Here is a 23284-nt window from a genome sequence, read left to right as displayed (position 1 = left end):
TCTGCAATTGCCGCTCTCAACGTGTCTTCCAAAGCACTCGACATCGATCATTCATGAAAAAATCTCTGCCCCTCATCATCTTCGTCGGCTGCATCGGCCTGTTCATTCTGGCAGCCGTCGGTCCGGCTTCGCTGTTCCGTCGCGATGCGAGTGACGACTCCGCCACGGACGCTCCCGCCGCCGCAGCCGTGGAGCAGGAAGATGACGGGCCGCCGCCGATCACTGAAGCTCCCGGTCCCGCTCCGAAGGGCATGGTCTGGATCCCGGGTGGCTCCTTCACGATGGGGACCGAAGAACTTCCGCCGACGGGCGAGAATCCCGACAAGATCAAAGCCGATGAAATTCCGGCTCACGAGGTCATCGTCGACGGCTTCTGGATGGACGAAACCGAAGTGACGAACGCCGAGTTCGCGAAATTCGTCGACGAAACCGGCTACGTCACCTTCGCCGAGATCAAACCGAAGCGGGAAGATTTCATCGGCGTCGTCCCCGATATCTCGGCCATTCCGGAAGAAAATCTCGTCGCCGGTGCCCTGATTTTCAACAAGGACTTCGACCGCGAGAACTTCACCACCGAGTATACGAACTGGGAATATCAGGCCTGGAAGTACCAGCCGGGAGCCGACTGGCGGCACCCAACCGGACCGGATTCGTCCATCGACGACAAGATGGATCACCCGGTCGTGAACGTCGTCTATCGGGACTGCGTCGCCTACGCGAACTGGGCCGGCAAACGGCTGCCGACCGAAGCCGAGTGGGAATACGCCTCCCGCGGCGGGCACGAAGGCTGGAAGTATTCCTGGGGCAACGAATTCCAGCCGAACGGCCAATTCATGTGCAACTACTGGCAGGGGACCTTCCCGACCGACCGCCAGAATCTCGACGGGTTTCTCGACACGGCTCCCGTTAAGTCCTTCCCTCCCAACGACTACGGTCTTTTCGACATGGCCGGCAACGTCTGGGAATGGGTGAATGACTACTACCATCACCGCTACTATCTCGAAAGCCCGAAACGCAACCCGCAGGGGCCCGAGAAGTGGCTCGATCCGGGTGAACCGCTGATTGAAAAACGGGTCACCCGCGGCGGCTCCTTCCTCTGCAACACCAACAACTGCACCGGCTACCGCAACGCCGCCCGCATGAGAAGTGATGTCAGCTCGGCGTCGTATCACACGGGCTTCCGCTGCGTGATCGACACGAAAATGGACCGCTGAATCTCCGCGAGACTGCCAGTCGAGGCGAGCGGCAGGTGCATTCTCCGACGGCTTCACCGCCCTGATCGCACAGCGATCAGGGCCACCCCAAAGTTTTCGATTGCATCGGCATGAACAACCTGGCAACGACTGGTTTACGTCTGTGCGTCAATCGACAAGCCATCTCCATAGCATGCCCACGCAAGCGTGGGCATGGCACCCGGTCCGGCCCTCAATCTGTATCAGCCGAACCTCCTCTCTGCGCCCGGCGTCTCTCCGGAACTGGTTCGTTGACTTCCCTCGGGTCATTGTCGATGATGCCTCGCTTGCCTGATGCGGCCGATGCCGGCTCGCCTGCTGCCCGCTTTTTCCTTCATTCCCTGCAGAGTCCCATGAGTTCGACCCCACAAAAGCCTGACCGTTTCGAACGGGCCCGTCTCGAGAAAGTCCAGAAGATCCGCGAAATGGGACTCGATCCCTACGGTCAGCGGTTCGACAATCATCAGCCGATCGAAGAGGTCCGTCCGCTCTGCCCGGAAGAAACCGGCGACGACGGCCCCCGCGTCCGCATTGCCGCCCGCATCATGGGCCGCCGCAAGGCTGGGAAGCTGCGGTTCTTCGACGTGAAGGACGCGACCGGTCGCATTCAGCTGCTGATGTCTCGTGGCGATATGACCGAACAGCAGTGGGAACTCGTCTCCGCGCTCGACCTGGGCGATCTGATCGGCATCGACGGCCCGATCCGCCGCACGCAGACCGGCGAAGTTTCGATCTTTGTCGAAGAGCTGACCGTCCTCTGCAAGTCGCTGGCCCAGCCGCCGGAGAAGTTCCACGGCGCCAAGGACATCGAAATGCTGCTGCGGCAGCGTTACATCGATCTGATCTACAACGACGGCGTCCTCGACCGGATGCTGCAGCGATCGAAGATCATCGACTCGGTTCGCCAGACGCTGCGGGGACAGAAGTACGTCGAAGCCGAGACGCCAGTGCTGCACGCTATCGCCGGGGGAGCAGCCGCCCGTCCGTTCATTACGCATCACAACGCGCTCGATATCGAGCTGTATCTGCGAATCGCCCTCGAACTGCACCTCAAGCGACTGATGGTTGGGGGTGTCGAACGTGTTTATGAGATTGGTCGCGTCTTCCGTAACGAAGGGATTGATGCCACGCATAACCCTGAGTTCACGATGATCGAGATCTATCAGGCGTACGGCAACTACGAAACGATGATGGACCTGACCGAAGCCATCGTCACTGACGCCGTGAAGGCGATCTCCGACACCATGGTCCTGCCGTGGGGCGACGACGGGGAAGAAACGATCGACTTCACCGCGCCCTGGCCGCGAAAGAAGTACGCCGATCTGTTCCGCGAAGCCGCCGGCTGCGAGATGTCGGATACGGCTGCCGTCGAAGAGATCGCGAAGAGCAAGGGAATCGAAACGGCTGGCAAGCACCCCGATGTGATCGTGAACGAAGTCTTCGAAGAGCTGGTCGAAGACAACCTGCAGGGCCCGGTGTTCGTGATCGATTACCCGGCCAGCATCTGCCCGCTGACCAAGCGGAAGCAGGACGATCCGAACATTGCCGAGCGGTTCGAGCTGTACGTGAAGGGGATGGAACTCGCCAACGCCTACACCGAACTGAACGACCCGAAGCTGCAGGAAGAACTCTTTCTCACCCAGCTCGAGGGGCAGGACGAAGAAGACTCGATGGCCAAGATGGACCACGACTTCGTCCGCGCCCTCAAAGTCGGCATGCCCCCCGCCGGAGGCCTGGGTATCGGCATCGACCGCCTCGTCATGCTGCTAACCAACAGCCGCAGCATTCGCGACGTGATCTACTTCCCCCTGCTGCGCCCGGAAGGAGCAGCAGCCCCGTCCGACAAAGACGAGTAGTCAACCAGAGTAGAGTCCGCTGTGCGGACGCGGTAACGACCTCGCCGACACATTGAGATCTCTCTGCTCCGGTTGACTCACCGACGGAGGGAGATCCTCGAAGGAACCCTGCTCGCCTGGCCTTCGAATCGCCCGCATTCCGCGTCCGCGCAGTGGACCCAACGCGAGTGGACTGCAGCAACGCCTCAACGTAAAAAAAGAAGACCCGTCTTGCGACGGGTCTCCGGGCAGCGAAGGAGTTGGCGGTTCGGGGTTAGTACTTCAGGCCGACTTCGAGGTGGGCGTGCATTTCGATCAGACGGTGCTCGCCGCAGGGGACAACCTGCAGGCAGGCGGTTGGGCCGGCACAGTCCAGGGCGTGGAGCCAGTCGTCTTCGCAGATGATGCGGATGTCGTCGAAGGTCTTGATGACATCGCCGGGGGCCAGGCCGAGTCGGCAGGCTTCACTGTTCGGCATCACTTCCTTCACCAGCATTCCCTCAGCACAGATGACGCCGAAGAATCCGAGTGACGGCAGCGGCTTCTTGCAGCCGGTCTCACAAACCGGCTTCTGCACGATGACTTCCCTGATGACGGGCTTCTCGATGACAACTTCCCGAACGATCGGCTTTGCGTAAACCGGCTTGCGGCAGTGGCCGTAATCGTAGGTCTTCCGGTAGTTGTAGGTTTTGTAGCCGTAGGACTTGTAGCTGCTGCATCCGCCAGCTTCAACGTTGGTGGACAGGGTAGCAACGGCGGCGACAGCGACGAGTGCGAGAGTGAAACGGGTCATGATTCAGTTCCTTATCAGTTGTTGGTTTTGTTTGGGTTGGGGTCATTCGCCCCCTGACATTCTGGAAAGCGACAACCCGGTCCGCAGGGTGACAGCCAACCGCGAAATTTCCTCCCGGCAGCAAACCTTTCCGCAGACTGCTATACTGAGGACTCAGGATCTGTCCGCATGTTTGTTCCCCGCTCAGGAAACGCCTGATGACTTTCCAGACTCACTCTCGCTCTTCGAAGCCGTCTCTGCTGGCTCTCGTTCTTCTGGTTCTGACGCTGATCCCGGCCTCCGCCATCGCGGCTGATGTCGCAGGAAGTCGGCCGAACATTGTCTTTCTGCTTTCCGACGACATGGGCTACGCCGAGCCCGGTTTCAACGGAGGGAATCCCGAGTTGACGCCGCAGATGGATCGGCTCGCCCGCGAAGGGATGCAGCTGCGGCAGTTCTACGCGCAGCCGGTCTGTGCCCCGACGCGGGCTTCGTTCCTGACCGGACGCTATGCCTTCCGCACCTGGAGCGACTGGCGGTCGGAAGATTTCGGCAAGCCGAGCTATCTCGCCAAGCTGAACCTCACGCTGGCGAAGAATGAACGGGGCGAAGAAACACGCCGGATTCACGCACTCGACACCGAAGAGCGGACGATTGCCGAAGCGCTGCGCGACGCCGGCTATTTCACGGCGATCACCGGAAAGTGGCACTGCGGCGAATGGCTGCCGGAACATCTGCCGATGGGCCAGGGCTTCCTGCATCAGTACGGCCACTACGCCTGGGGCATCGACTACAACAACTACACGATCCCGCACAACGCCCCGGCTCGCTACGCCGTCTTCGACTGGCACCGCAATCAGGAGCCGCTCTTCGAACAGGGTTACTCGACCGATCTCATGGCCAACGAAGCGGTCCGCCTGATCGCCGAACAGAAGTCCGACCGCCCCTTCTTCATCTACGTGCCGTTCAACGCCGTGCACGGACCGATTGAAGAAGTCCCCCGCTACACCGATCAGTACTCACCCCGCGAAGCGGCTCTGAAATGTCTGGATGATGCCGTCGGACGCGTGGTCGCGGCTGTGGACCAGTATGGATTCCGCGACAACACGCTTGTCATTTTCGGCAACGACAACGGTGGGCTGACCGATGAGATGAACCGACCCTGGCGGGGCACCAAGAACACGACTTATGAAGGAGGCGTGCGCGTGCCGTTCGTGTTCCGCTGGCCGGGGAAAGTGGAAGCCGGTTCGATCAACAACGAGATGATGCACATCACCGACCTGTTCCCGACGTTCGTGACCCTCGCCGGAGCCGAACCCGATCAGGAACGTCCGCTCGACGGGATCGACATGACCGAAACGCTGTTCGCTGGAGCGAAGAGTCCCCGCGAGGAGATCATCTTCGAAGTGACCGCCAGCGTGCGGCTGCCGACGATTCGTTCGGGCCGCTACAAACTGATGGGCGACATGCTGTATGACATCGAAGCCGATCCGGGCGAACGGACCGACATCGCCGCTGAGCATCCCGAGGTTGTGAAGCGACTCAAAGCTCGGCTGGAAAAAGTCAGCAAAGAACGGCCGCCGCTCGGCGAGAAAACGATGCTGATGGATCCGCCGTTGCCGTGGGTCTACGGGCAGAAAGAGAACAAAAACGCTCCCGAGTGGATCAAGCGGCACGTCGAGAAAGTGCGCGAGACGCAGCCCAAGTTCTGGCCCCCGGGAGAAACGCCCTGGCCGCAGGCCCCGGAGGGAGCCACGATCCTTTACAAGGGCGACGGGCGATAAGTTTACCGCTCGCGGTTCAACAGCTCGACTTTCCGCTCCAGCCCCCAGCGATATCCGGCCAGACTTCCGTCGCGACGGATGACGCGATGACAGGGAATCGCCACGGCGAGATGATTCTTTCCGACCGCACTGGCGACCGCGCGGGCCGACTCGGGACAGCCGAGGCGTTCGGCGAGGTCCGTGTATGTGACCGTCGTTCCCGGCGGAATCGCTGACACCGCCTGCCAGACGCGAAGTTGAAATGCCGTGCCCCGAATGTCGAGCGGAAGATCGAGGCCCGCGGCCGGCGTCGTGATAAAACGGATGACGACGGCGACCGTCTGCTCGAATTCGGGATCGTCGCCGATCAATTCCGCGGCGGTGAACTCCTGCTGAAACTCCTCCAGCAGCGGTTCAGGTTCCTTGCCGAGCGTAATTCTGCAAACGCCGAGGGACGTGGCCGCGACGAGAACCGAGCCGAGCCAACATTCGCCGACCGCGAAACGAATCGTCTCCCCTGCCCCGCCGGTTCGAAACCGGGACGGCTGCATTCCGAGTGCCTTATTCGTCGCCGCATAAAGGCGACTGCTCGTCGCGAACCCGGCGGACTCCATCGCTCGCTGGACGGTCTTCTGTGCAGCGAGTTCTGTGCGCAGTCGTTCGTCGCGCAGTCCAGCCGCATACTGCCGAGGCGTGAGTCCGGTCTGCCGCCGAAAGAGCCGGTGAAAGTGAGTAGGACTGAATCCAACAGCCGCTGCCAGTTCCGTCTGCGAGGGAACCCGTTCGGCATTCTCGATCAGCCGGCAGGCGCGCTCGATCGCATTGGCCTCACCGTTTGTCTCTTCGTCATCGGGACGACAACGTTTACACGGCCGGAACCCGGCGGCTTCCGCGGTCTGACGACTCGCAAAGAATCGGACGTTCTTCCGTGAAGGCTGTCTCGAAGCACAGACATTCCGACAGTACACGCCCGTGGTGCGAACGCCGTAGTAATATCGTCGATCCGCCGCTGCATCGCGCGAGACGATCGCCTGCCAGCGGGCATCGTCGGTGATGAAGGCATTCGAATTGTTAACTTCATTGACGGGCATTGCTCTGGTTTCCAAAAGAGCGGCTCACGGTTGGATTCATCTTATGGAAACCGCCGGTCACAACCACTCCGTTTTCTGCTCTGCAATTCAGATTGCCCTGGTTCCCAGGCCCCGAGGTGGCCGTGATAGCTCCGCTATCAGGGCGGCGAAGCCGTAGGAGGACGCTATCGTGACGTGCCCGATCATTCGCGTTCTCACGGGCGGTTCCATTCCACTTCGCCCAGGGCTGCGTCAGGGGCCCAGCTGATAATCGACAATCACAGTGATGGCTCAGACGCGTGCGTCTGAGTGGCGAAGCCACAAGAGGCCGGTAACCGACGGCCTTCGTCTGTTCGGCCAGTCTCCCATGAAACCGTTGCTAATACTTCTTGAGCGAACCAGAGCTTCTTCCTGTGACTTCGTCACCCAGACGTGCACGTCTGGGCCATCCCTTCGAAGCTGATCAGAAACGCAACTCATAGTCCACAATCACGGCTCGGTGATCGCTCCCGTTACTGTCAACCGCCATACAGCGGAGCGGGGTGACCACCGGAGTGGACCAGAGCTGATCGATGCGAATCACTGGCAGGTCATTGGCGTATGTCCGCCCCCAGCCGACGCCGACTTCGTGGAAGGCATCCTGCATGAAGGGGGGCAGCAGTTCGAAGATGGCGTCTCCCGGCGGAGCGTTGAAGTCGCCGCCGAGCACAACCGCATCCTTCGGAGTCACCTTCGGAAGGGACTCGAAGATCAACTGGAGTTGTTCCCGCTGCCTGTTTCGGTTCTTCGTGTAGCTTCGCCAGCTTTCGGCCTTCCAGAGATCGAGTCGCGGCGGGGGCGAATTGAGATGCAGCGGAACGAGCAGCAGCGACATTTCCCCGATCTCCGCCCGCCCTGCCAGACAGGTGCGATACAGATCTCTCGGCATCGGGTGCTCCGTCAGAGGAAACCGACTGAAGATCGCGACATCGTGATTGCGAATTAGAAAGCTCGCTTCGCCAAAGAGTTCCCGACGAACCTGCTCGACGTCGATGCGTCGGTATTCCTGAACGAGAACGATATCGGGCTCGAAGCGTTTCAGATCGGCGACCGCCTGCTGCTGGTGCAGGCAGTTCAGCGTGATGATCCGGATCGTGTCGTCCTTTTCCGCACGAACGACCGGCGGTGCGGGTTGATAGAGAACGCGAATCAACGACAGTGGAGTGTCGGCCAGCAGCAGCGTGACGACGACCGGGAGAATCAGCAGATAGCCGTATCGCCGGCTGGCAAACAGGAACATCACCAGCACGGGCACGCTGACCGCAGCCGTCCAGATCCACACGGGAAAGACGGTGATGGCCGTCAGTGCATCGGGCCGATTCATGTAGACGATCTGCAGCAGAAGCAGAACCCCAGCCGTGAGAAGCGCGATCGGACGAAACCAGCGCGGGGCATTCTCGCCATGCTCGGCTGCGACAGATTCAGGCTGGTTCGGGGCGTCTTCCATGACGGGCAGCTTACTGATTCAACAGATGGTTGGCGAACTGACGTCCCGTTTTCGACAGCGGCAGTTCCTTCAGCTGGTCCCGCGTGACCCACTGCTGATCGGTCGGCTGATCGTCGGCGAGATCCCCGCCAAACTCGGCCACAAGGCAGAGCAGCGTAATGCGGTATCGCGTCACGCCGTGCTTGATGGTCAACGCGAGTTCCTGAATCTCGGTCGGCAGCTGATATCGCTCACGAAGCAACGCCTCGGCTCGGGCGAACTCCTGCGTGAACAGGTCCTGATCCGTGAAGAGTTCACTCGATCTCCTGCCGCGGGAACGCTTCAGAATCGGAAAGTCGTTCTGCTCCCAGCGGAGAAAATCCCAGAGCCCGGCCCAGCGTTCTTCCGGCGAATACTGCCGCACGAGGAACCGGTCGTCCTGCTTTACCGCCACACAAAGATGCACGACATCCGTCAGTTCGATCTTCTTCTTGGGATGCGGAATCTCGTGCTGCCGCTGCTGCTCGAAGGCGCGACAATGGCGGGAGACGGGACAGTCATCGCAGAGCGGATCGACCGGTTTGCAGATCTGGCCGCCAAGTTCCATCAAGGCCTGATTGAACAGCCCCGGTTCGCGTTTCGGCACCAGCTGTTCGGCAAAGTTCCAGAGCGTTCTCTGCGAAGCAGTCGACTGCAGTGGAGCATCGTAGGCGAGCAGCCGGGCATACAGCCGCTGCGTGTTCGCTTCGAGAATGGGAGCGGGCAAATCGTACGCGAAGGAGGCGATCGCGCCGGCGGTGTAGCGACCGATGCCCGGGAGTTCGTGCAGCTCGGCAGCCGAGCGGGGGAACTCGCCCTTTCGCTCTTCGGCGACAATACGGGCCGTCTTGTGAATGTTGCGGGCCCGCGAATAGTAGCCGAGCCCTTCCCAGAGCCGAAGCACCTCGGCTTCCTCTGCGGCCGCAAGAGCCGGGACATCGGGGAAGCGGGCCAGAAACCGTTCATAATACGGAATGACGGCCGCCACAGTTGTCTGCTGCAACATGATCTCGCTGAGCCAGATCCGATACGGATCCGCGGTGAGCCGCCACGGCAATTCGCGGCCCGCTTTGCGATACCAGCGTTTCAGATCGGCGCGGAACGACTTCAGCGTCGCCGGTTCGAACAGGTTTGTTTCCGAGTCGGCTGAGTTAACTGTCATAGCCGGGCGGAATCGAGTCGGAGCCAAAGCGTTGTTCGAGCCAGGGATCGCCAATGTTGTGATAGCCCCCTTGCTCCCAGTAACCGGGCTGGTCTTCGGCGACAAACGTGAGCGACTTCAACCACTTGGCACTCTTCCAGGCATACAGCAGAGGCACGATGAGTCGCACGGGAGCCCCGTGATCCGCAGAAAGTGGTTCGCCATCGTGCAGGTCACACAGAAGAGCATCGGGCGAAAGAAAATGCTCGAGCGGCAGATTCGTCGTCCAGCCCCGGTCGTAACCGCCGGCGACAACGAACTTCGCCTCGGCCTGAACGCCGGCCATCTCAAAAATCGTCTTCGTGCTGACCCCTTCCCAGAGATTCCCGAGTCGCGACCATTTCGTGACGCAGTGAAAGTCGGAGAAGACCTTCACGCGGGGCAGCTGCTGAAATTCGTCCCAGGTGAACGAGAGAGGACGATCGACCAGACCATCCACCGTTAACGTCCACTGGTCCGTTGAGACCTGGGGAACGGAACCGGCCTGCAGCACCGGCCATTTCTTTGTGCGGGACTGTCCCGGAGGAATGCGTTCCTCCCGCCGAGTGTCGCTGCTAATGATGACGTCGTCCGGCAGATCGACCGGCTCGGGAGGGGCTCCGTCCTGATACTTGGGATCCGAGATCGTCATCGCTGTTCCTTTTCAGCAGCGGCATCTTACGGCCGCGACAAGAATCGGGTGCCATGCCCACGCTCGCGTGGGCATGCCTGTCCTGGAACATGGTCCATTCTGTCAGGGTGACTCCGAAAGATGCTTTCGAGGCGGTGCAGCCGTTGGAGAATTGGTCTTTGACTCGTTTTGTCATCGGCGCTACTAGGGGCCGATGAGTTCGATTCTGTCATGTCTGGCGACGTCACACTGCAGGCTCCCACGGCTGCGCCGCCCTGAGAGCACGGCTATCAGAGCCACCCGGTCTGCGTTCGTCCCTGGTCAGCGACTTCCTGTGACTTCGTCACCCAGACGCACGCGTCTGGGTCATCCTTGTTTACGACAGTTCGACCAAGGGGCCTTTGGGGGCTTCGAAGGTCTTGGGAGTCTGATTCGGATCGTACTCGTCGATGTATTCGTAGAAGACGTTTCGCTGGCGCGGGATGTAACCGGCGTCGGTGATGCAGCGGCGGATCGTGTCGAGTGTGAGGTGATGCACGGTGCCCGCTTTGGAGACGACGTTCTCTTCGATCATCAGGCTGCCCATGTCGTTGGCGCCGAAGCTGAGAGCGATCTGGCCGATCTTGGCTCCCTGCGTCACCCAGGACGACTGGATGTTCGGGAAGTTGTCGAGAAACAGCCGGCTCACGGCCTGGGTCTTGAGGTACTCAAACGCTCCGGTCGGCGGGATGTGGTCCATCTCGGTGTTGTCCGGCTGGAAGGTCCAGCAGATGAACGCGGTGAAGCCGCCGGTTTCGTCCTGGACTTCGCGGAGTCGATCGAGATGCTCAATCCGCTCGGCAAGTGTTTCGACGTGCCCGAACATCATCGTCGCGGTCGATTTTCCGCCCAGCTTGTGCCAGACCCGGTTCACGTTCAGCCAGTCGTCGGTCAACACCTTGCCGCGAGTGATTTCCTTGCGAACGCGGTCGACCAGAATCTCGCCGCCGCCACCCGGCAGGCTTCCAAGTCCGGCGGCCTTCAGACGCTCAAGCACGGTTTCGAGCGGCAGCTTGCTGATCTTGGTGAAGTGGTGAATCTCCGGCGGGCTGAAGCCGTGCACGTTGACCTGCGGGAAGGCATCTTTGATGCCGCGGAGCATGTCTTCGTACCACTCCAGCGGCAGCTTGGGGTGCAGTCCCCCCTGGAGCAGAATCTGATCGCCACCAAGCTCGACGGTTTCCTGGATCTTCTCCAGCAGCGTTTCCATCGGGAGCACGTACACATCGGGATGGCTCGGCGGGCGATAGAACGCGCAGAAGTCGCAGACAGCCGTGCAGGCGTTGGTGTAGTTGATGTTCCGGTCGATGTTGTAGGTTCGGAACTGTTCCGGATGCAGCCGCTTCGTCACGGCGTCGGCAGCCGCTCCGATGGCTACCAGGTCGTGCGATTCGAGCAGTTGCACGCCTTCTTCGCGAGTCAGTCGCTCGCCGGCGACGGCTTTATCGAGAATCGGCTGAATGGGAGAGGTGACAGGACTGATCATGAGAGTCCACCGGGGTTCAGTTAAAGGTGTTCGGATTCAGCGGGGCGCCTTCGAGGCCGTCGACCAGTTCGCGGAACAGTCGCAGTCCCTGCCATTCTGCCGAGCCGAACTGGAAGTGAAGATTGTCACGCAGATAATCATGAGCCGTTTCGACACTGATGCCGAGCGGGCCGGCTTCGCGGGCAGCAATTTCCGGCAGGCGGGCCAGCCCTCGATCACGGGCCTCTTCAAGCAGGTCGGCCAGCTGCGGGTTCACGGCCGATTTGCGAGTCACCCACATGGCAAAAACGAACGGCAATCCCGTCCAGGTGACCCATTCCTCGCCCAGATCCCAGGTCGCGACGAATTCTTCCTGCGGCGGATGAATCGCCCGATCGCCAATCAGCAGCACGGCATCGGCGTCGGTATCGGCCAGGGACGATTTCAGTGGCAGCGGACGCAGTTCCGGAATGACGCCGTAGCGTTCCTGCAGCATCACGCGCGTCAGAGCCGCACTGGTGCGGGATCCTTCATCGAGCGCCAGTGAACGGATATCCCCGAGTGGCACGCGGGAATACAGCTTCACACTGAGCACCGGACCGCGGGTCGCGATGCAGGCGTCGGAGATGATTTCGTAATCGGGATCGCCGAAGTACTCGACCGAGGGAATCAACGCGACATCGAGCAGGCCCTGAGAAAGTTCATCCGCCAGGCGGCTGGGGACTTTGAGCACCAGATGATCGGCGGCCAGATTCTTCTCCAGACCTTCGATCAAGGGCTTTGTATTCAGGTAGGAAACCGCTCCGACCCGCGCATCAGAGACAGGAGGCGAGGTTTCCCCAGTCTCCCCTGTCGTTACATCCCAATCCAACGTCGATCCGCTCATGTCTTCGAAAAATCTTGCTGTAGAGAGTCGCTCTGCGTTTGCAACGCGGCTATTCCACGAGTATTGAACATGAAATCCGTGACATCATATCGGGTCACCGGGTGTCGTACCAGATTCGGAAACTGTGTAATGTTGTCGCATCAATCGATCGCGATGTACGAATTCCGATCTGTATCGAAAGACGGTGAACGCTGGGACCGGACCGGGCGTTACGCTAGGATGATGGGCTTGACAACGCGCTGCCTCAGCCCGAAGCCGGGATGCAGTCGCCGTTGCGACACGATGTACGAACGCATTTGAAGAAACAGGCAACAACTGATGGCAGAGCAGCAACCGATGCGGGTCGCGATTGTCGGACTGGGCACGGTCGGATCGGGCGTGGTCAAAATCCTCCTCGAGCAGGCCGAACGCATCCAGCGACGAACGAATCGCAAGATCGAAGTTGTCTCGGTCATCGTCCGCAATCCGACTAAAACCCGATCCATTTCGATTGCCGATGATCTCATCGACACTTCGCTCGACATGATTGAAGATCCGGACATCGATGTCGTCTGCGAGCTCATCGGCGGCACCACGACGGCTGGCGATGTCGTCCGCCAGGCGGTTCAGGCCGGCAAACACGTCGTCACCGCCAACAAAGCACTACTTTGTGAACAGGGTGATGAACTGTTCAAACTCGCCCGCGAGCACAACCGGGCCATCTGTTTCGAAGCGGCTGTCGCCGGCGGGGTGCCGATCATCGAAGCCGTCTCCGAATCGCTTTCCGGAAACCAGATCACCTCGATTGAAGCGATTCTGAACGGCACCAGCAACTACATCCTGACTGAAATGCTGGAGCGAAATGCGTCTTACGAAGACGCCGTGGCGATGGCCCAGAAAAAGGGCTACGCCGAAGCCGATCCTTCCATGGATGTCGACGGCACCGACGCCGCCCAGAAGCTGACCATTCTGACGCAGCTGGCGTTCGGCACCAAAGTCGATCCGAAGCAGTTCCTGCGGCAGGGGATCGACAAGCTCGATCTGACCGACCTGCAATACGCCGATGAGCTCGGCTATCGCATCAAACTGTTGGCCGTGGCCCGGCTCGATTCCGGCTCGCTCGAAATGCACACGCAGCCCACGCTGATCCACAAACATCAGCCAATGGCCGAAGTCTACGACGCCTACAACATGATCGAACTCGAAGGAGACGCCGTCGGCCGCACCTGGTTCTCCGGCATGGGAGCCGGCCAGATGCCGACCGCTTCGGCTGTCGTTTCCGATTTGATCGATCTGGCCGTCGGACGGGCTCAGCTCTCCTTCCCGCTGCTCGACCTGTGGCAGGCGCAGAAGCCACTGCCGGTCCTGCCCGCCGAAGAGATTGAACGCCGCTACTATCTGCGGTTCCGCGTGAAAGAAGAGCCGGGTGTAATGGCCGCTCTCACAACGATTCTGGGCGAGAACGGGATCAGCATCAATTCGTGTATTCAGCACGAGACTGATCCGAAATCACCACCCAGCACCGTGCCGCTGGTGATCATGACTCACGAATGCACCGAAGGACAGATGCGGGCCGCCGACGCGGCTCTCTCGGAATGTCCGAAAATCCTGAAGCCTTTCCTGCGACTGCCGATCCGGGACTGACAACACGTTAATAGCTGCTCCCGTCGCGCCCGGCAGTGGCACAGACATTCCTCAGTAGATGCCAACATTGTCGGAATACACCTGAGTTACCGAAAGGGGTGGCCCCGAAAGATTCTTTCGGGGCGGCGCAGCCGTCGGCGAAGTGGAATTGGACGTCGAATCAAGAGACAGGATTGTCACCAGAAAAACAGGCGGAAGGGAGCACGTTGAGGGATGCGGCTGTTGCATCCTCCTACGGCTTCGCCGCCCTGATAGCACAGCTATCAGGGCCACCCGTAAGGTCTTCGTCTGCAGAGACTTCCTGAAACTGACATCTACTGATTCCTGTTTGTGGACAGAAAACGTGGCGGCGCAGCTTGAGGACTGATATTCGATCACGATTCCCCAGGGGAACATTGCTCTGAAAACTGCGGCGGAAACCACGACGACAATTTGAACCCTCAGCGACTCGAGGAGACAGACGAGATGCGAATGCTGATCGGACGCGTGCTGGTTCTGAGTGGAATTGCTCTACTGGCGTTGACCTCTTCGCCTGCCGCGGCTGAGCAGCCGCACATTGTCATGATGCTTGCCGACGATCTCGGCTGGGGGGATGTCGGCTATCACGGCAGCCGGATCTCGACGCCGAACATCGACAAGCTCGCCGCCCGAGGCGTGCAGTTCAATCAGTTCTACGTGCAGCCGGTTTGCTCCCCAACGCGAGCTTCGTTGATGAGCGGCCGGTATCCGATGCGATACGGCCTGCAGTGCGGCGTCGTTCGTCCCTGGGCCGATTACGGACTCCCGCTCGATGAGCGAACGCTTCCACAGGCGCTGAACGACGTTGGCTACGAAACGGCCGTCTGCGGGAAATGGCACCTCGGACATTCCCGGCCCGAGTATCTGCCAACGAGTCGCGGATTCGATCATCAGTACGGCCATTACAACGGGGCGATCGACTACTTCAAGCTCGAACGGGACGGCGGCCACGACTGGCATCGGAATGACAAACGTCTCGATGAGGAGGGCTACTCCACAAACCTCATCGCCGACGAAGCGAGCCGACTGATCAAAGAACACGATCAAAGCCGCCCACTGTTCCTGTATGTCCCCTTCAACGCGCCGCACACGCCGCTGCAGGCTCCGCAGAAGTACATCGATCAGTACAAGCACTTCAAACAGAAGGACCGCCAGGTCTACGCAGCAATGGTCACCTGCATGGACGACGCCGTCGGGCAGATTGTCGATGCTCTCGAAACAGCGAAGTTCCCCACCGACAACACGCTGATCTTTTTCTGTTCCGATAACGGCGGCATCCCCAAACTCGGTTCGAATCGCGAACTCCGATCCGGCAAAGGCCGACTCTACGAGGGTGGAGTCCGGGTTCCCGCCGTGATGGTCTGGGAGAACAGGCTGCCGGCGGGTGGGGAAGTCAACGCGGCTCTGCATATTGTCGACCTGTACCCGACCTTCCTGAAACTCGCCGGAGCGTCGCTTGAACAGGAGAAGCCCCTCGATGGCCGCGACGCCTGGCCGGCGATTGCCGATGGAGCCGAGTCGCCGCACGAATACATTCTGCACAATACAACGCCGTTCCACGGGGCGCTGCGTTCCGGTCCCTGGAAGGTCGTGCATAACGGCGATGTCACCTCGAACACGACCGCAGACCCCGGCCAGAATGTCTGGGAACTGTTCAACATCGAGGAGGATCCCTCCGAAGAGAACGACGTCTCGGCCAGGCGGCCGCGCATCTTCGAACGTCTGAAGAAACAGCTCGCCGATCTCGCTTCTCAGGCCCACGAACCGAACATCCCGCCCAACCGCGCTCCCGATGATTTCACCGTCCCGGCCGTCTGGGGAGAGTTCAATTGATCAACCCACACGGCGTGGCCCGGCTGTCCTGACCGCCGGGTTGCGTCAGTGATACGAGGCCGCGCCATCCATCGTAGCAATCTCTCATGACAGCCATTCTCGGCATCTCTGGCTTCTATCACGATTCCGCCGCGGCTCTCGTGATCGATGGCGAACTCATTGCCGCCGCTCAGGAAGAACGCTTCACCCGCCGCAAACACGAGAACGGCTTTCCTCGGCAGGCGATCGAGTACTGTCTCACGGAAGCCGGTCTGGCCGACAACGAGCTCGACTATGTGGGCTTATACGAGAAACCGCTGCTCAAGTTCGATCGGCTGCTGCAGACCTATCTGGCCGTTGCTCCTCGCGGTTACCGCTCCTTCGCGACAGCGATTCCACTCTGGTTGAAAGAGAAGCTGCACGTTTCCCGCATCATCCGTCGCGAACTCGGACAGCGCTTTCAGAAGCGGGTCGCTTTCGCCGGGCATCACGAAGCCCACGCCGCCAGTGCGTTCTTCCCCTCGCCCTTCGACGAAGCTGCGATTCTGACAGTCGATGGCGTCGGCGAGTGGGCGACCGCCAGTTTCGGCTCGGGGCAGGGAAGCCGGATCGAACTGACGAATGAACTCCGATTTCCGCATTCGCTCGGCCTGCTGTATTCGGCCTTCACCCAATACTGCGGCTTCAAAGTCGACTCGGGCGAATACAAACTGATGGGCCTGGCTCCCTACGGAAAGCCGGTCTTAGCCGACCGCATCCGACAGAAACTCGTCGACGTCAAACCCGATGGATCACTTCGGCTCGACATGCGGCACTTCAACTACTGCAGTGGACTGACAATGATCAACCGCCGCTTCGAACACCTGTTTGGCCAGCCGAAACGGAAGTCCGAAGGAGAACTTACGCAGCATTACAAGGACGTCGCCGCCTCGATTCAACTCGTAACCGAAGACGTGCTGCTCAAGATGGCTCACCACGTGCATCGGCTGACCGGCCAGAAGCGGCTCTGCCTCGCCGGCGGGGTCGCCCTCAACTGCGTCGCCAATGGACGGCTGCTTCGCGAAGGCCCGTTTGAAGACCTCTGGATTCAACCGGCAGCCGGCGATGCCGGGGGAGCTCTGGGAGCAGCCCTGCTGATCTGGCATCAACTGCTCGACAAGCCCCGAGAACCACGAGCAACCGACACCATGCGCGGATCGCTGCTAGGCCCGGCGTTCACCGAAAGTCAGATCGAAAACTCACTGCGAGCAGCGGGAGCCGTCTTTCGAACGGTTGGAGAGGATGCCGAACTGTTGCAGCAAACCGCCGCCCTGCTGTCCGCCGGCAAAGTCGTCGGGTGGTTTCAGGGACGCATGGAATTCGGTCCGCGAGCGCTCGGCAATCGCAGCATTCTCGGCGACCCGCGCGATCCGCAGATGCAGTCGCGGATGAACCAGAAGATCAAGTTCCGCGAATCATTCCGCCCCTTCGCTCCTGCCGTGCTCGCCGAGCATGCGGGGGATCACTTCGAAATGGACGGGATTTCCGCAAGCCCTTACATGCTGCTGACGACTCAGGTTCGATCCGATCTCCCGGCGATCACTCATGTCGACGGCTCCGCTCGCGTGCAGACTGTTGATGCCGGGCGCAATCCTCGATTCGCGGGACTGCTGGAGGAGTTTCATCGCCAGACCGGCTGCCCGGTGCTGATCAACACGAGCTTCAATGTGCGGGGCGAACCGATTGTCTGCACCCCGGCTGAAGCCTGCCGATGTTTTCTGCGAACCGAGATGGACGCCCTCATTATCGGAAACCGGATTCTGCTCAAAGAGGAACAGCCTGCAGTCACCCGCGATCGTTCTCACATCGATCGAGAACCACTGGGAGAGGACTGAGCGAATGACTTCCTTCCGAACTGCGATCGAACCCCGTTCGGAGCGGGACCTGCGGGTCTTCGCTCTGCTGCAGTTTCCGTTCGCGTTGCTGCTCGCCTGGGGACTGAATGCGGACCCGTCGACGCTGACCGGCCTCACGGCGATCTCCGGTCTACTGGCGTTGATTGCCATGTTTCGCCCGCAGGTGATCCGGCCACTCTACCTGTGCTGGATGGCAATCGCGGCTCCGATCGGATTTTTCATCTCGCATTTTCTCATGGCCATAGTGTACTATAGTCTTGTCACGCCCATCGGGCTTTATCGCCGCTGGCGGCTTGGGGACCCTCTGCAGCGTTCGTTCGAATCGACTGCCGAGAGTTACTGGAACAAATCGACCCGGCCACAGCGAGCGGAAGATTACTTTCGTCAGTTCTGACATCTCATGGCCATTCCGCCGTCGATCCCGGACAATCAGCCGCTGGCTGGTTCTGACTTCGAACGCGCAGCCGCCGGCTCCGACCCGGGACTGATCGCCGAGTTCGCTCTGTTTCTCCGCGAACACAAAGCCTGGTGGATGATCCCGATCCTGCTCAGCCTCGCCCTGATCGGATTCACCGTCTGGCTGAGCACGACGTCGATTGCCCCGTTCATCTACCCACTGTTCTAAGCAACGGATGCCGCCTGAAACGGGTGCCATGCCCACGCTCGCCGTGGGCATGGTTGTCATGGACTCTGGATCGACAAAGACCAGATGATTTCCCCAGATAATTCGCGGAGTGCGCTGCCTCGTGTCGCTGGCGCGCCCCGTCCAATTGCTGGTGCGTCGGGAATAACCCGGACGGCTATCCCAGCCTGCAGACTCACACCACGGGAGTGGACCCTCACCCTACTTCGCGTCCAGCCAGTTGTCGCCGTGCTTCATGTCGACGAGAAGAGGGACATCGAGTTCCATCGCGGCTTCCATCTCGGTCTTCACGAGTTGAGACAGTTCTTCCAGCTCTCCGACCGGGGCTTCGAAGACGAGTTCGTCGTGGATCTGCAGCAGCATGCGGCTTTGCAGGTCGGAAGACTGCAGGCGGTTGTGGATGTTGATCATCGCCTGTTTAATCAGGTCAGCCGCTGAGCCCTGGATCACGGTGTTAATCGCCGTGCGTTCCGGCATGTTGCGGTTGCGGCCGGTCACGTTCTTGATCCCGGTGATCGGGCGGCGGCGGCCGAGAACCGTGTAGACGTACCCGGCTCGATGACATTCTTCGAGGGTGCTGTGAATGAAGTTCTCAACACCCGGATAGCGGTCGAAGTAATTGTTGATGAACTCAGCCGCCTGCTCATGCGGAATGTTGAGAGCCGCGGCGAGACCGAACGGACTTTGCCCGTAGATGACGCCGAAGTTCACGGCCTTGGCGACGCGACGCATATCGGAATCGACGTGTTCTTCATCGACTTCAAAGACTTCGCAGGCGACAGCCGTGTGAATGTCCATGCCGGTCTGGAACGCTTCCCGCAGCGCCTCGTCTCCACTGAAGTGGGCCAGCATGCGGAGTTCGATCTGGGAGTAGTCGCAGCAGAGGAGTTTCCAGCCGGGTTCCCCGGGGATGAATGCCTTGCGAATCCGGCGGCCTTCGGCGGTGCGGATCGGGATGTTCTGCAGGTTCGGATCGCTGGAACTGAGCCGCCCCGTCGCGGCGACCACCTGATTGAACGAAGCGTGAATGCGACCCGTTTCGGGATGGATCAGTTTCGGAAGTGCGTCGAGATACGTCCCCTTCAGCTTGGCCAGCTGCCGATACTCCATGATCTTCGCCGGCAGCGGATGCATCAGCGCCAGTTTCTCAAGCACGGACTGATCGGTGCTCGGCCCGGTTTTCGTTCGCTTCTGCACCGGCAGGCCGATCTCATCGAACAGGACTTCCCGCAGCTGCTTGGGGGAGTCGGGATTGAACTCACGGCCCGCCTGTTCCTTCAGCTCTTCGAGCAGTTCATTGATGCGAACCTCGCCCTGACGACTCTGTTCGAACAGCTCCCGGTCATCGACCCGAATACCGTCGAATTCCATCTGAGCCAGAATCGGAATCAGCGGGCGCTCCAGCTCGGTGTAGAGTGTCCACAGGTTCTGCTCTTCAAGCTGGCTGCGGATGAGATGACAGAGCCGAAGCGAGATGCACGCATCTTCGGCGGCGTACTCGGCGACCTGTTCGACGTCGATCTCATCCATCCGTTTCTGCGATTTGCCCGTGCCGATGAGATCCTTGATCGGAATCATACGGTGCTTCAGAAACTCATCGGCCATCGAATCGAGACCGTGACTGCGAGCCCCGGCGTCGAGCAGATAATGCCCCACCATCGAGTCCATGCCGATGTTCACAACTTCGATGCCGAGCCGCTTCCAGACGAGCAGGTCGTATTTGATGTTCTGATTGCTGATCGCGATGTCGGGGTCGACCAGCAGCGGACGGAAGGCGTCGAGAACCTGTTGCGGATCGAGCGTGAACTGACCCGCCGGCCCTTTGACGGGGATGTAGTACCCGGTCGCCGGATCGATGCTGACGGCCCAGCCGACAATCTCCGCCCGCATCGCGTCGAGCCCGGTCGTTTCCAGATCGATACAGATCTCTTTGGCCTGACCGAGCAGAGTAATCAACTCGGTGAACTCGTCCTCGTCGCGGATGAGAACCCAGTCGTGACTGCTCTCAATCGGTTTCACCTCGGCTCGCCACGTTGAAGGAGCCGCGTTGCCTGCGGCATCAAACAGCGACCGCTGGCCCACTTTCTTCGCAGGTGGAATATCCTGCGGAACGTCCCCGTCACCGAGTCCGGCGAGGTCATAGAGATCGTCGCGGAATTTGCGGAAGCCGAAATCGAGGAACATCTGCTGCAGGGCATCGACATCGAAGTTGCCGACACGGGCAGTTTCGAGATTGAAGTCGAGCGGGAGTTCGGTGCTCAGCGTGACGAGCTTCTTGCTGATGCGGGCCTGATCGGCGTAGGTGACCAGATTCTCGCGCAGCTTCTTCCCCGGAGCCTTCTCGGCATTGGCGAGCACGCCCTCCAGATCGCCAAACTGTTCGAGCAGTGCGGTCGCTTTCTTCGGCCCGACGAGCGGCACGCCGGGGACGTTATCGACCGAATCGCCGACCAGCGCCTGGAAATCGATCACCTGCTCCGGACGGATGTTCCACGTCTCCATCAACTCGGGTGGACCGAAGTATTCTCCTTTGCGGCAGTTGAACATTTTGACGTGTTCATTGAGCAGCTGTCGGCAGTCCTTATCGGTCGAGACGATGCAGACCTCCATCCCGGCGGCTTCGGCCTGGCGGGTCACGGTCGCGATGACATCATCCGCTTCCCAGCCGGCGTGAGTGACGGCTGGAATCCCGAAGCCTTCGATGACCTCGGTGATCATCGGAATCTGCGGGGCGAGATCCTCCGGCATCTCCTTACGTTGCGCTTTGTAGTCGGGGTACCAGTCGGACCGCAATCCGGGACCGGGAGAATCGAGAGCACAGAGCAGATAGCCGGGCTTCTTCCGGAGGATCATGAACAGATCGCGGGTGAAGCCGAAGACGGCATTCGTCGGCTGTCCGGCCGGTCCCGTCATCGGCGGAATGGCGTGAAACACCTGAAACATGAGCGAAAAGGTGTCGATGATGTAGACCGTTTCAGGCATAGCAGAGCCGATGGCAATCAGAGAGAGAGCGGAAAACGTTCAGAACGGCAAGTCGGTTCAGCAGTCAGAACGAGCGAACTTACTCCGAACAGGTCCTGACCTCAACGTCGGACCATTGTAGTGACCAGTCTCGCCAGAGGGAGTCTTCAGAAACTTCGATGAATCGGGTTGCTGGATCATGAACGTCCGAACTGCTCTCTCCGCTGTCTGCAGGGATGTAGAGACAGAACACTCAGCACGGCCCCAGCAGCACAAAGAGGCGCTGAAACGCGGATATTGCCCCTGGCGGAAACGGCACATGGTTTGCGGAAGTTAGCCAGTTTGTCAGAACCGCAGGCAAACTGCGCCTGCAGCCGCGTCCTGCGAGGACGTCAATTACGTTTAGAGGAAGGGCTTGGGCAATGAGCGACATCAAAAGCATCCATCATTCCTACTGGCAGCAGGCAAATATTCCCGACTGGGTTCCACTGGAGCAGAGATATCCGACGCTCGACGAGGATCTTTCGGTCGATGTGGCGATTATCGGGGGTGGCATTACGGGGCTGTCGACCGCTCTGGAATTGCTCGCCCGGGGCATGAAAGTGGCCGTTCTTGAGGCTTCAGTCATTGGAGCCGGGACGACGGGAGGCAGCAGCGGACATGTCGATGCCGATCCGGAAATGGGTCCGCATGCCCTTCTCAAGCGACTCGGTACCGATAAGGCACAGCAATACATCGGTCTGCGGCAGACTGCGATTCGCTCCATCGAATCCCGTAGTGGCGGCCAGGCGCACTTCAAGCGTGTGCCCGCTTATTACTATTCGGAGTACGCCGAAGACCGGGACGAGATGCGGAGTGAGTTCGAAGCCGCCGCCCGGATTGGTCTGGATGTCGAATGGCTGGAACAGTCTCTTCCGCTCCCCTATGCCGCCTGCGGGTATCGCATGGAGAACTTCGGTCGCATGCACTGCCTTGGCTACCTGAAACGTCTCGCCGAGATCGTGACGGAAGCAGGCGGAAAAATCTTTGAAGGAACGTTCATCAAACCCTCGTTCGATTCCAATGATCGTACGCTGCGGGCCGATTCAGGATCGGTCGCGTTCAATCAGCTGGTTACCGCGGTGCATTTCAACATGACGCCGCCACTGCGGATCGATGCCCAGATCCCGCCGCATCAGAGTTACGTGATCGCGGCTCGTGTCAGTAATCCCCCGGAAGATGCCCTCTACTGGGATAATGGATCACCCTATTTCTACACGCGACACGCCTCCGACGATGATCCCGGCGTTCTGTTGATCGGGGGCTGCGATCACCATACCGGGGACGGCGACCCGCTGAAGGCGATGCAGAAACTGGAAGACTATGTTTACCGGCGATACCAGGTCGAGAACATCATCTCGCGGTGGAGTGCCGAGCTGTTCGAGCCCGTCGATGGGTTGCCGATTATCGGAAAAGTCCCTGGCCACGATTACATCTGGATCGCCACGGGGCTTAGTGGGGTCGGACTGACCTGGGGGACCGCTGCCGGATGGCTGATTGCCGACCAGATTCAGGGACGCCGCACACCGCTGCAGGACGAACTCTCGCCCGCTCGGTTCGGTCTGAATGGCCTCAAGAACCTGGCGACAGAGCACGTGGCGGCCGCGCGAAGTTATTCAGAACGCATCCTGCCCGCCGACGAAATCGATCCTGATTCGCTTTACCCCGGCGAGGGTAAGGTCGGCAAGGTCGATGGCGAGTTCGTGGCGATCTGCCGCGACCGGCAGGGCTGCGAACATCGTTCCAGTCCCATCTGTACCCATAAGGGAGGCGTCGTCCACTGGAACGCAGCCGAACAGACCTGGGACTGCCCGGTTCACGGCGGACGCTTCAACGCCTGTGGGAAACGCCTCTATGGGCCGCCGTCGACAGATCTGGAACAGAAGAATCCAGCAGGGTCGGCACAGTAGTCCCGA

Annotated in this window: 17 protein-coding genes; 9 read left to right on the top strand and 8 right to left on the bottom strand. The window is 60.1% G+C overall.

All coding sequences use genetic code 11. From position 1 onward, the window contains the following. Positions 1-53: 53 nt before the first annotated feature. Both L1A08_RS17540 and lysS read left to right on the top strand, forming a co-directional pair. A complete protein-coding gene (locus L1A08_RS17540; protein WP_238757820.1) occupies positions 54-1214 on the top strand; it encodes a formylglycine-generating enzyme family protein in 1161 nt (386 codons plus the stop codon). Positions 1215-1585: 371 nt separating this feature from the next. Next, positions 1586-3088, top strand: coding sequence for a lysine--tRNA ligase (gene lysS, locus L1A08_RS17535; protein WP_238757819.1), 1503 nt, complete (start codon positions 1586-1588; stop codon positions 3086-3088). Between the two features lie 253 nt (positions 3089-3341). Here the strand turns inward: lysS and L1A08_RS17530 are convergent, their stop codons facing one another. After that, the gene (locus tag L1A08_RS17530) at positions 3342-3860 is read right to left on the bottom strand and encodes a signal protein PDZ (protein ID WP_238757818.1); all 519 of its coding nucleotides are present in this window, start codon (positions 3858-3860) and stop codon (positions 3342-3344) included. Between the two features lie 197 nt (positions 3861-4057). Between L1A08_RS17530 and L1A08_RS17525 the strand changes: the two genes are divergently transcribed. Next, positions 4058-5623, top strand: a complete 1566-nt coding sequence (locus tag L1A08_RS17525) for an arylsulfatase (RefSeq protein ID WP_238757817.1) — start codon at positions 4058-4060, stop codon at positions 5621-5623. A gap of 2 nt (positions 5624-5625) precedes the next feature. Here the strand turns inward: L1A08_RS17525 and ada are convergent, their stop codons facing one another. From ada to L1A08_RS17495, 6 genes are all read right to left on the bottom strand, one after another. Beyond that, positions 5626-6693 carry a bifunctional DNA-binding transcriptional regulator/O6-methylguanine-DNA methyltransferase Ada gene (gene ada / locus L1A08_RS17520; protein ID WP_238757816.1) on the bottom strand — a complete coding sequence of 356 codons (1068 nt, stop codon included), beginning with the start codon at positions 6691-6693 and terminating at the stop codon, positions 5626-5628. 442 nt (positions 6694-7135) lie between these two features. Beyond that, complete coding sequence (locus L1A08_RS17515) at positions 7136-8158, bottom strand: endonuclease/exonuclease/phosphatase family protein (protein ID WP_238757815.1); 1023 nt, start codon at positions 8156-8158, stop codon at positions 7136-7138. Between the two features lie 10 nt (positions 8159-8168). Beyond that, on the bottom strand, positions 8169-9338 hold the full coding sequence (mutY, locus tag L1A08_RS17510; RefSeq protein WP_238757814.1) for an A/G-specific adenine glycosylase: 1170 nt from the start codon (positions 9336-9338) through the stop codon (positions 8169-8171). After that, positions 9328-10008, bottom strand: a complete 681-nt coding sequence (locus L1A08_RS17505; protein ID WP_238757813.1) for a sulfite oxidase-like oxidoreductase — start codon at positions 10006-10008, stop codon at positions 9328-9330. The genes mutY and L1A08_RS17505 overlap by 11 nt, the downstream gene beginning before the upstream one ends. 355 nt (positions 10009-10363) lie before the next feature. Beyond that, positions 10364-11512 (bottom strand): cyclic dehypoxanthinyl futalosine synthase, encoded by a 1149-nt coding sequence (mqnC, locus tag L1A08_RS17500; protein WP_238757812.1) that lies wholly within the window; start codon positions 11510-11512, stop codon positions 10364-10366. Between the two features lie 16 nt (positions 11513-11528). Next, on the bottom strand, positions 11529-12362 hold the full coding sequence (locus L1A08_RS17495; RefSeq protein WP_238757811.1) for a menaquinone biosynthetic enzyme MqnA/MqnD family protein: 834 nt from the start codon (positions 12360-12362) through the stop codon (positions 11529-11531). A gap of 333 nt (positions 12363-12695) precedes the next feature. Here L1A08_RS17495 and L1A08_RS17490 point away from each other — a divergent pair, with 333 nt between their 5' ends. The 5 genes from L1A08_RS17490 (at position 12696) to L1A08_RS17470 (ending at position 18350) form a co-directional block, all read left to right on the top strand. Beyond that, positions 12696-14000 carry a homoserine dehydrogenase gene (locus tag L1A08_RS17490; RefSeq protein WP_238757810.1) on the top strand — a complete coding sequence of 435 codons (1305 nt, stop codon included), beginning with the start codon at positions 12696-12698 and terminating at the stop codon, positions 13998-14000. Positions 14001-14465: 465 nt separating this feature from the next. Beyond that, on the top strand, positions 14466-15851 hold the full coding sequence (locus tag L1A08_RS17485; RefSeq protein WP_238757809.1) for an arylsulfatase B: 1386 nt from the start codon (positions 14466-14468) through the stop codon (positions 15849-15851). An 86-nt stretch (positions 15852-15937) separates the two neighbouring features. Next, complete coding sequence (locus tag L1A08_RS17480; protein WP_238757808.1) at positions 15938-17704, top strand: carbamoyltransferase family protein; 1767 nt, start codon at positions 15938-15940, stop codon at positions 17702-17704. Between the two features lie 4 nt (positions 17705-17708). Beyond that, complete coding sequence (locus L1A08_RS17475) at positions 17709-18119, top strand: SxtJ family membrane protein (RefSeq protein WP_238757807.1); 411 nt, start codon at positions 17709-17711, stop codon at positions 18117-18119. Positions 18120-18125: 6 nt separating this feature from the next. Continuing rightward, the gene (locus L1A08_RS17470) at positions 18126-18350 is read left to right on the top strand and encodes a DUF5989 family protein (protein ID WP_238757806.1); all 225 of its coding nucleotides are present in this window, start codon (positions 18126-18128) and stop codon (positions 18348-18350) included. 219 nt (positions 18351-18569) lie between these two features. Here the strand turns inward: L1A08_RS17470 and polA are convergent, their stop codons facing one another. Next, the gene (gene polA / locus L1A08_RS17465) at positions 18570-21350 is read right to left on the bottom strand and encodes a DNA polymerase I (protein WP_238757805.1); all 2781 of its coding nucleotides are present in this window, start codon (positions 21348-21350) and stop codon (positions 18570-18572) included. A 401-nt stretch (positions 21351-21751) separates the two neighbouring features. Between polA and L1A08_RS17460 the strand changes: the two genes are divergently transcribed. Next, complete coding sequence (locus tag L1A08_RS17460; RefSeq protein ID WP_238757804.1) at positions 21752-23278, top strand: FAD-dependent oxidoreductase; 1527 nt, start codon at positions 21752-21754, stop codon at positions 23276-23278. The last annotated feature ends 6 nt before the right edge of the window (positions 23279-23284 follow it).

The sequence above is a fragment of the Rubinisphaera margarita genome (assembly GCF_022267515.1).
GTDB classification, from domain to species: Bacteria; Planctomycetota; Planctomycetia; order Planctomycetales; family Planctomycetaceae; genus Rubinisphaera; species Rubinisphaera margarita.
Note: the sequence above shows the minus strand (reverse complement) of the source record. Positions and strands in the feature narration are given on the sequence as shown.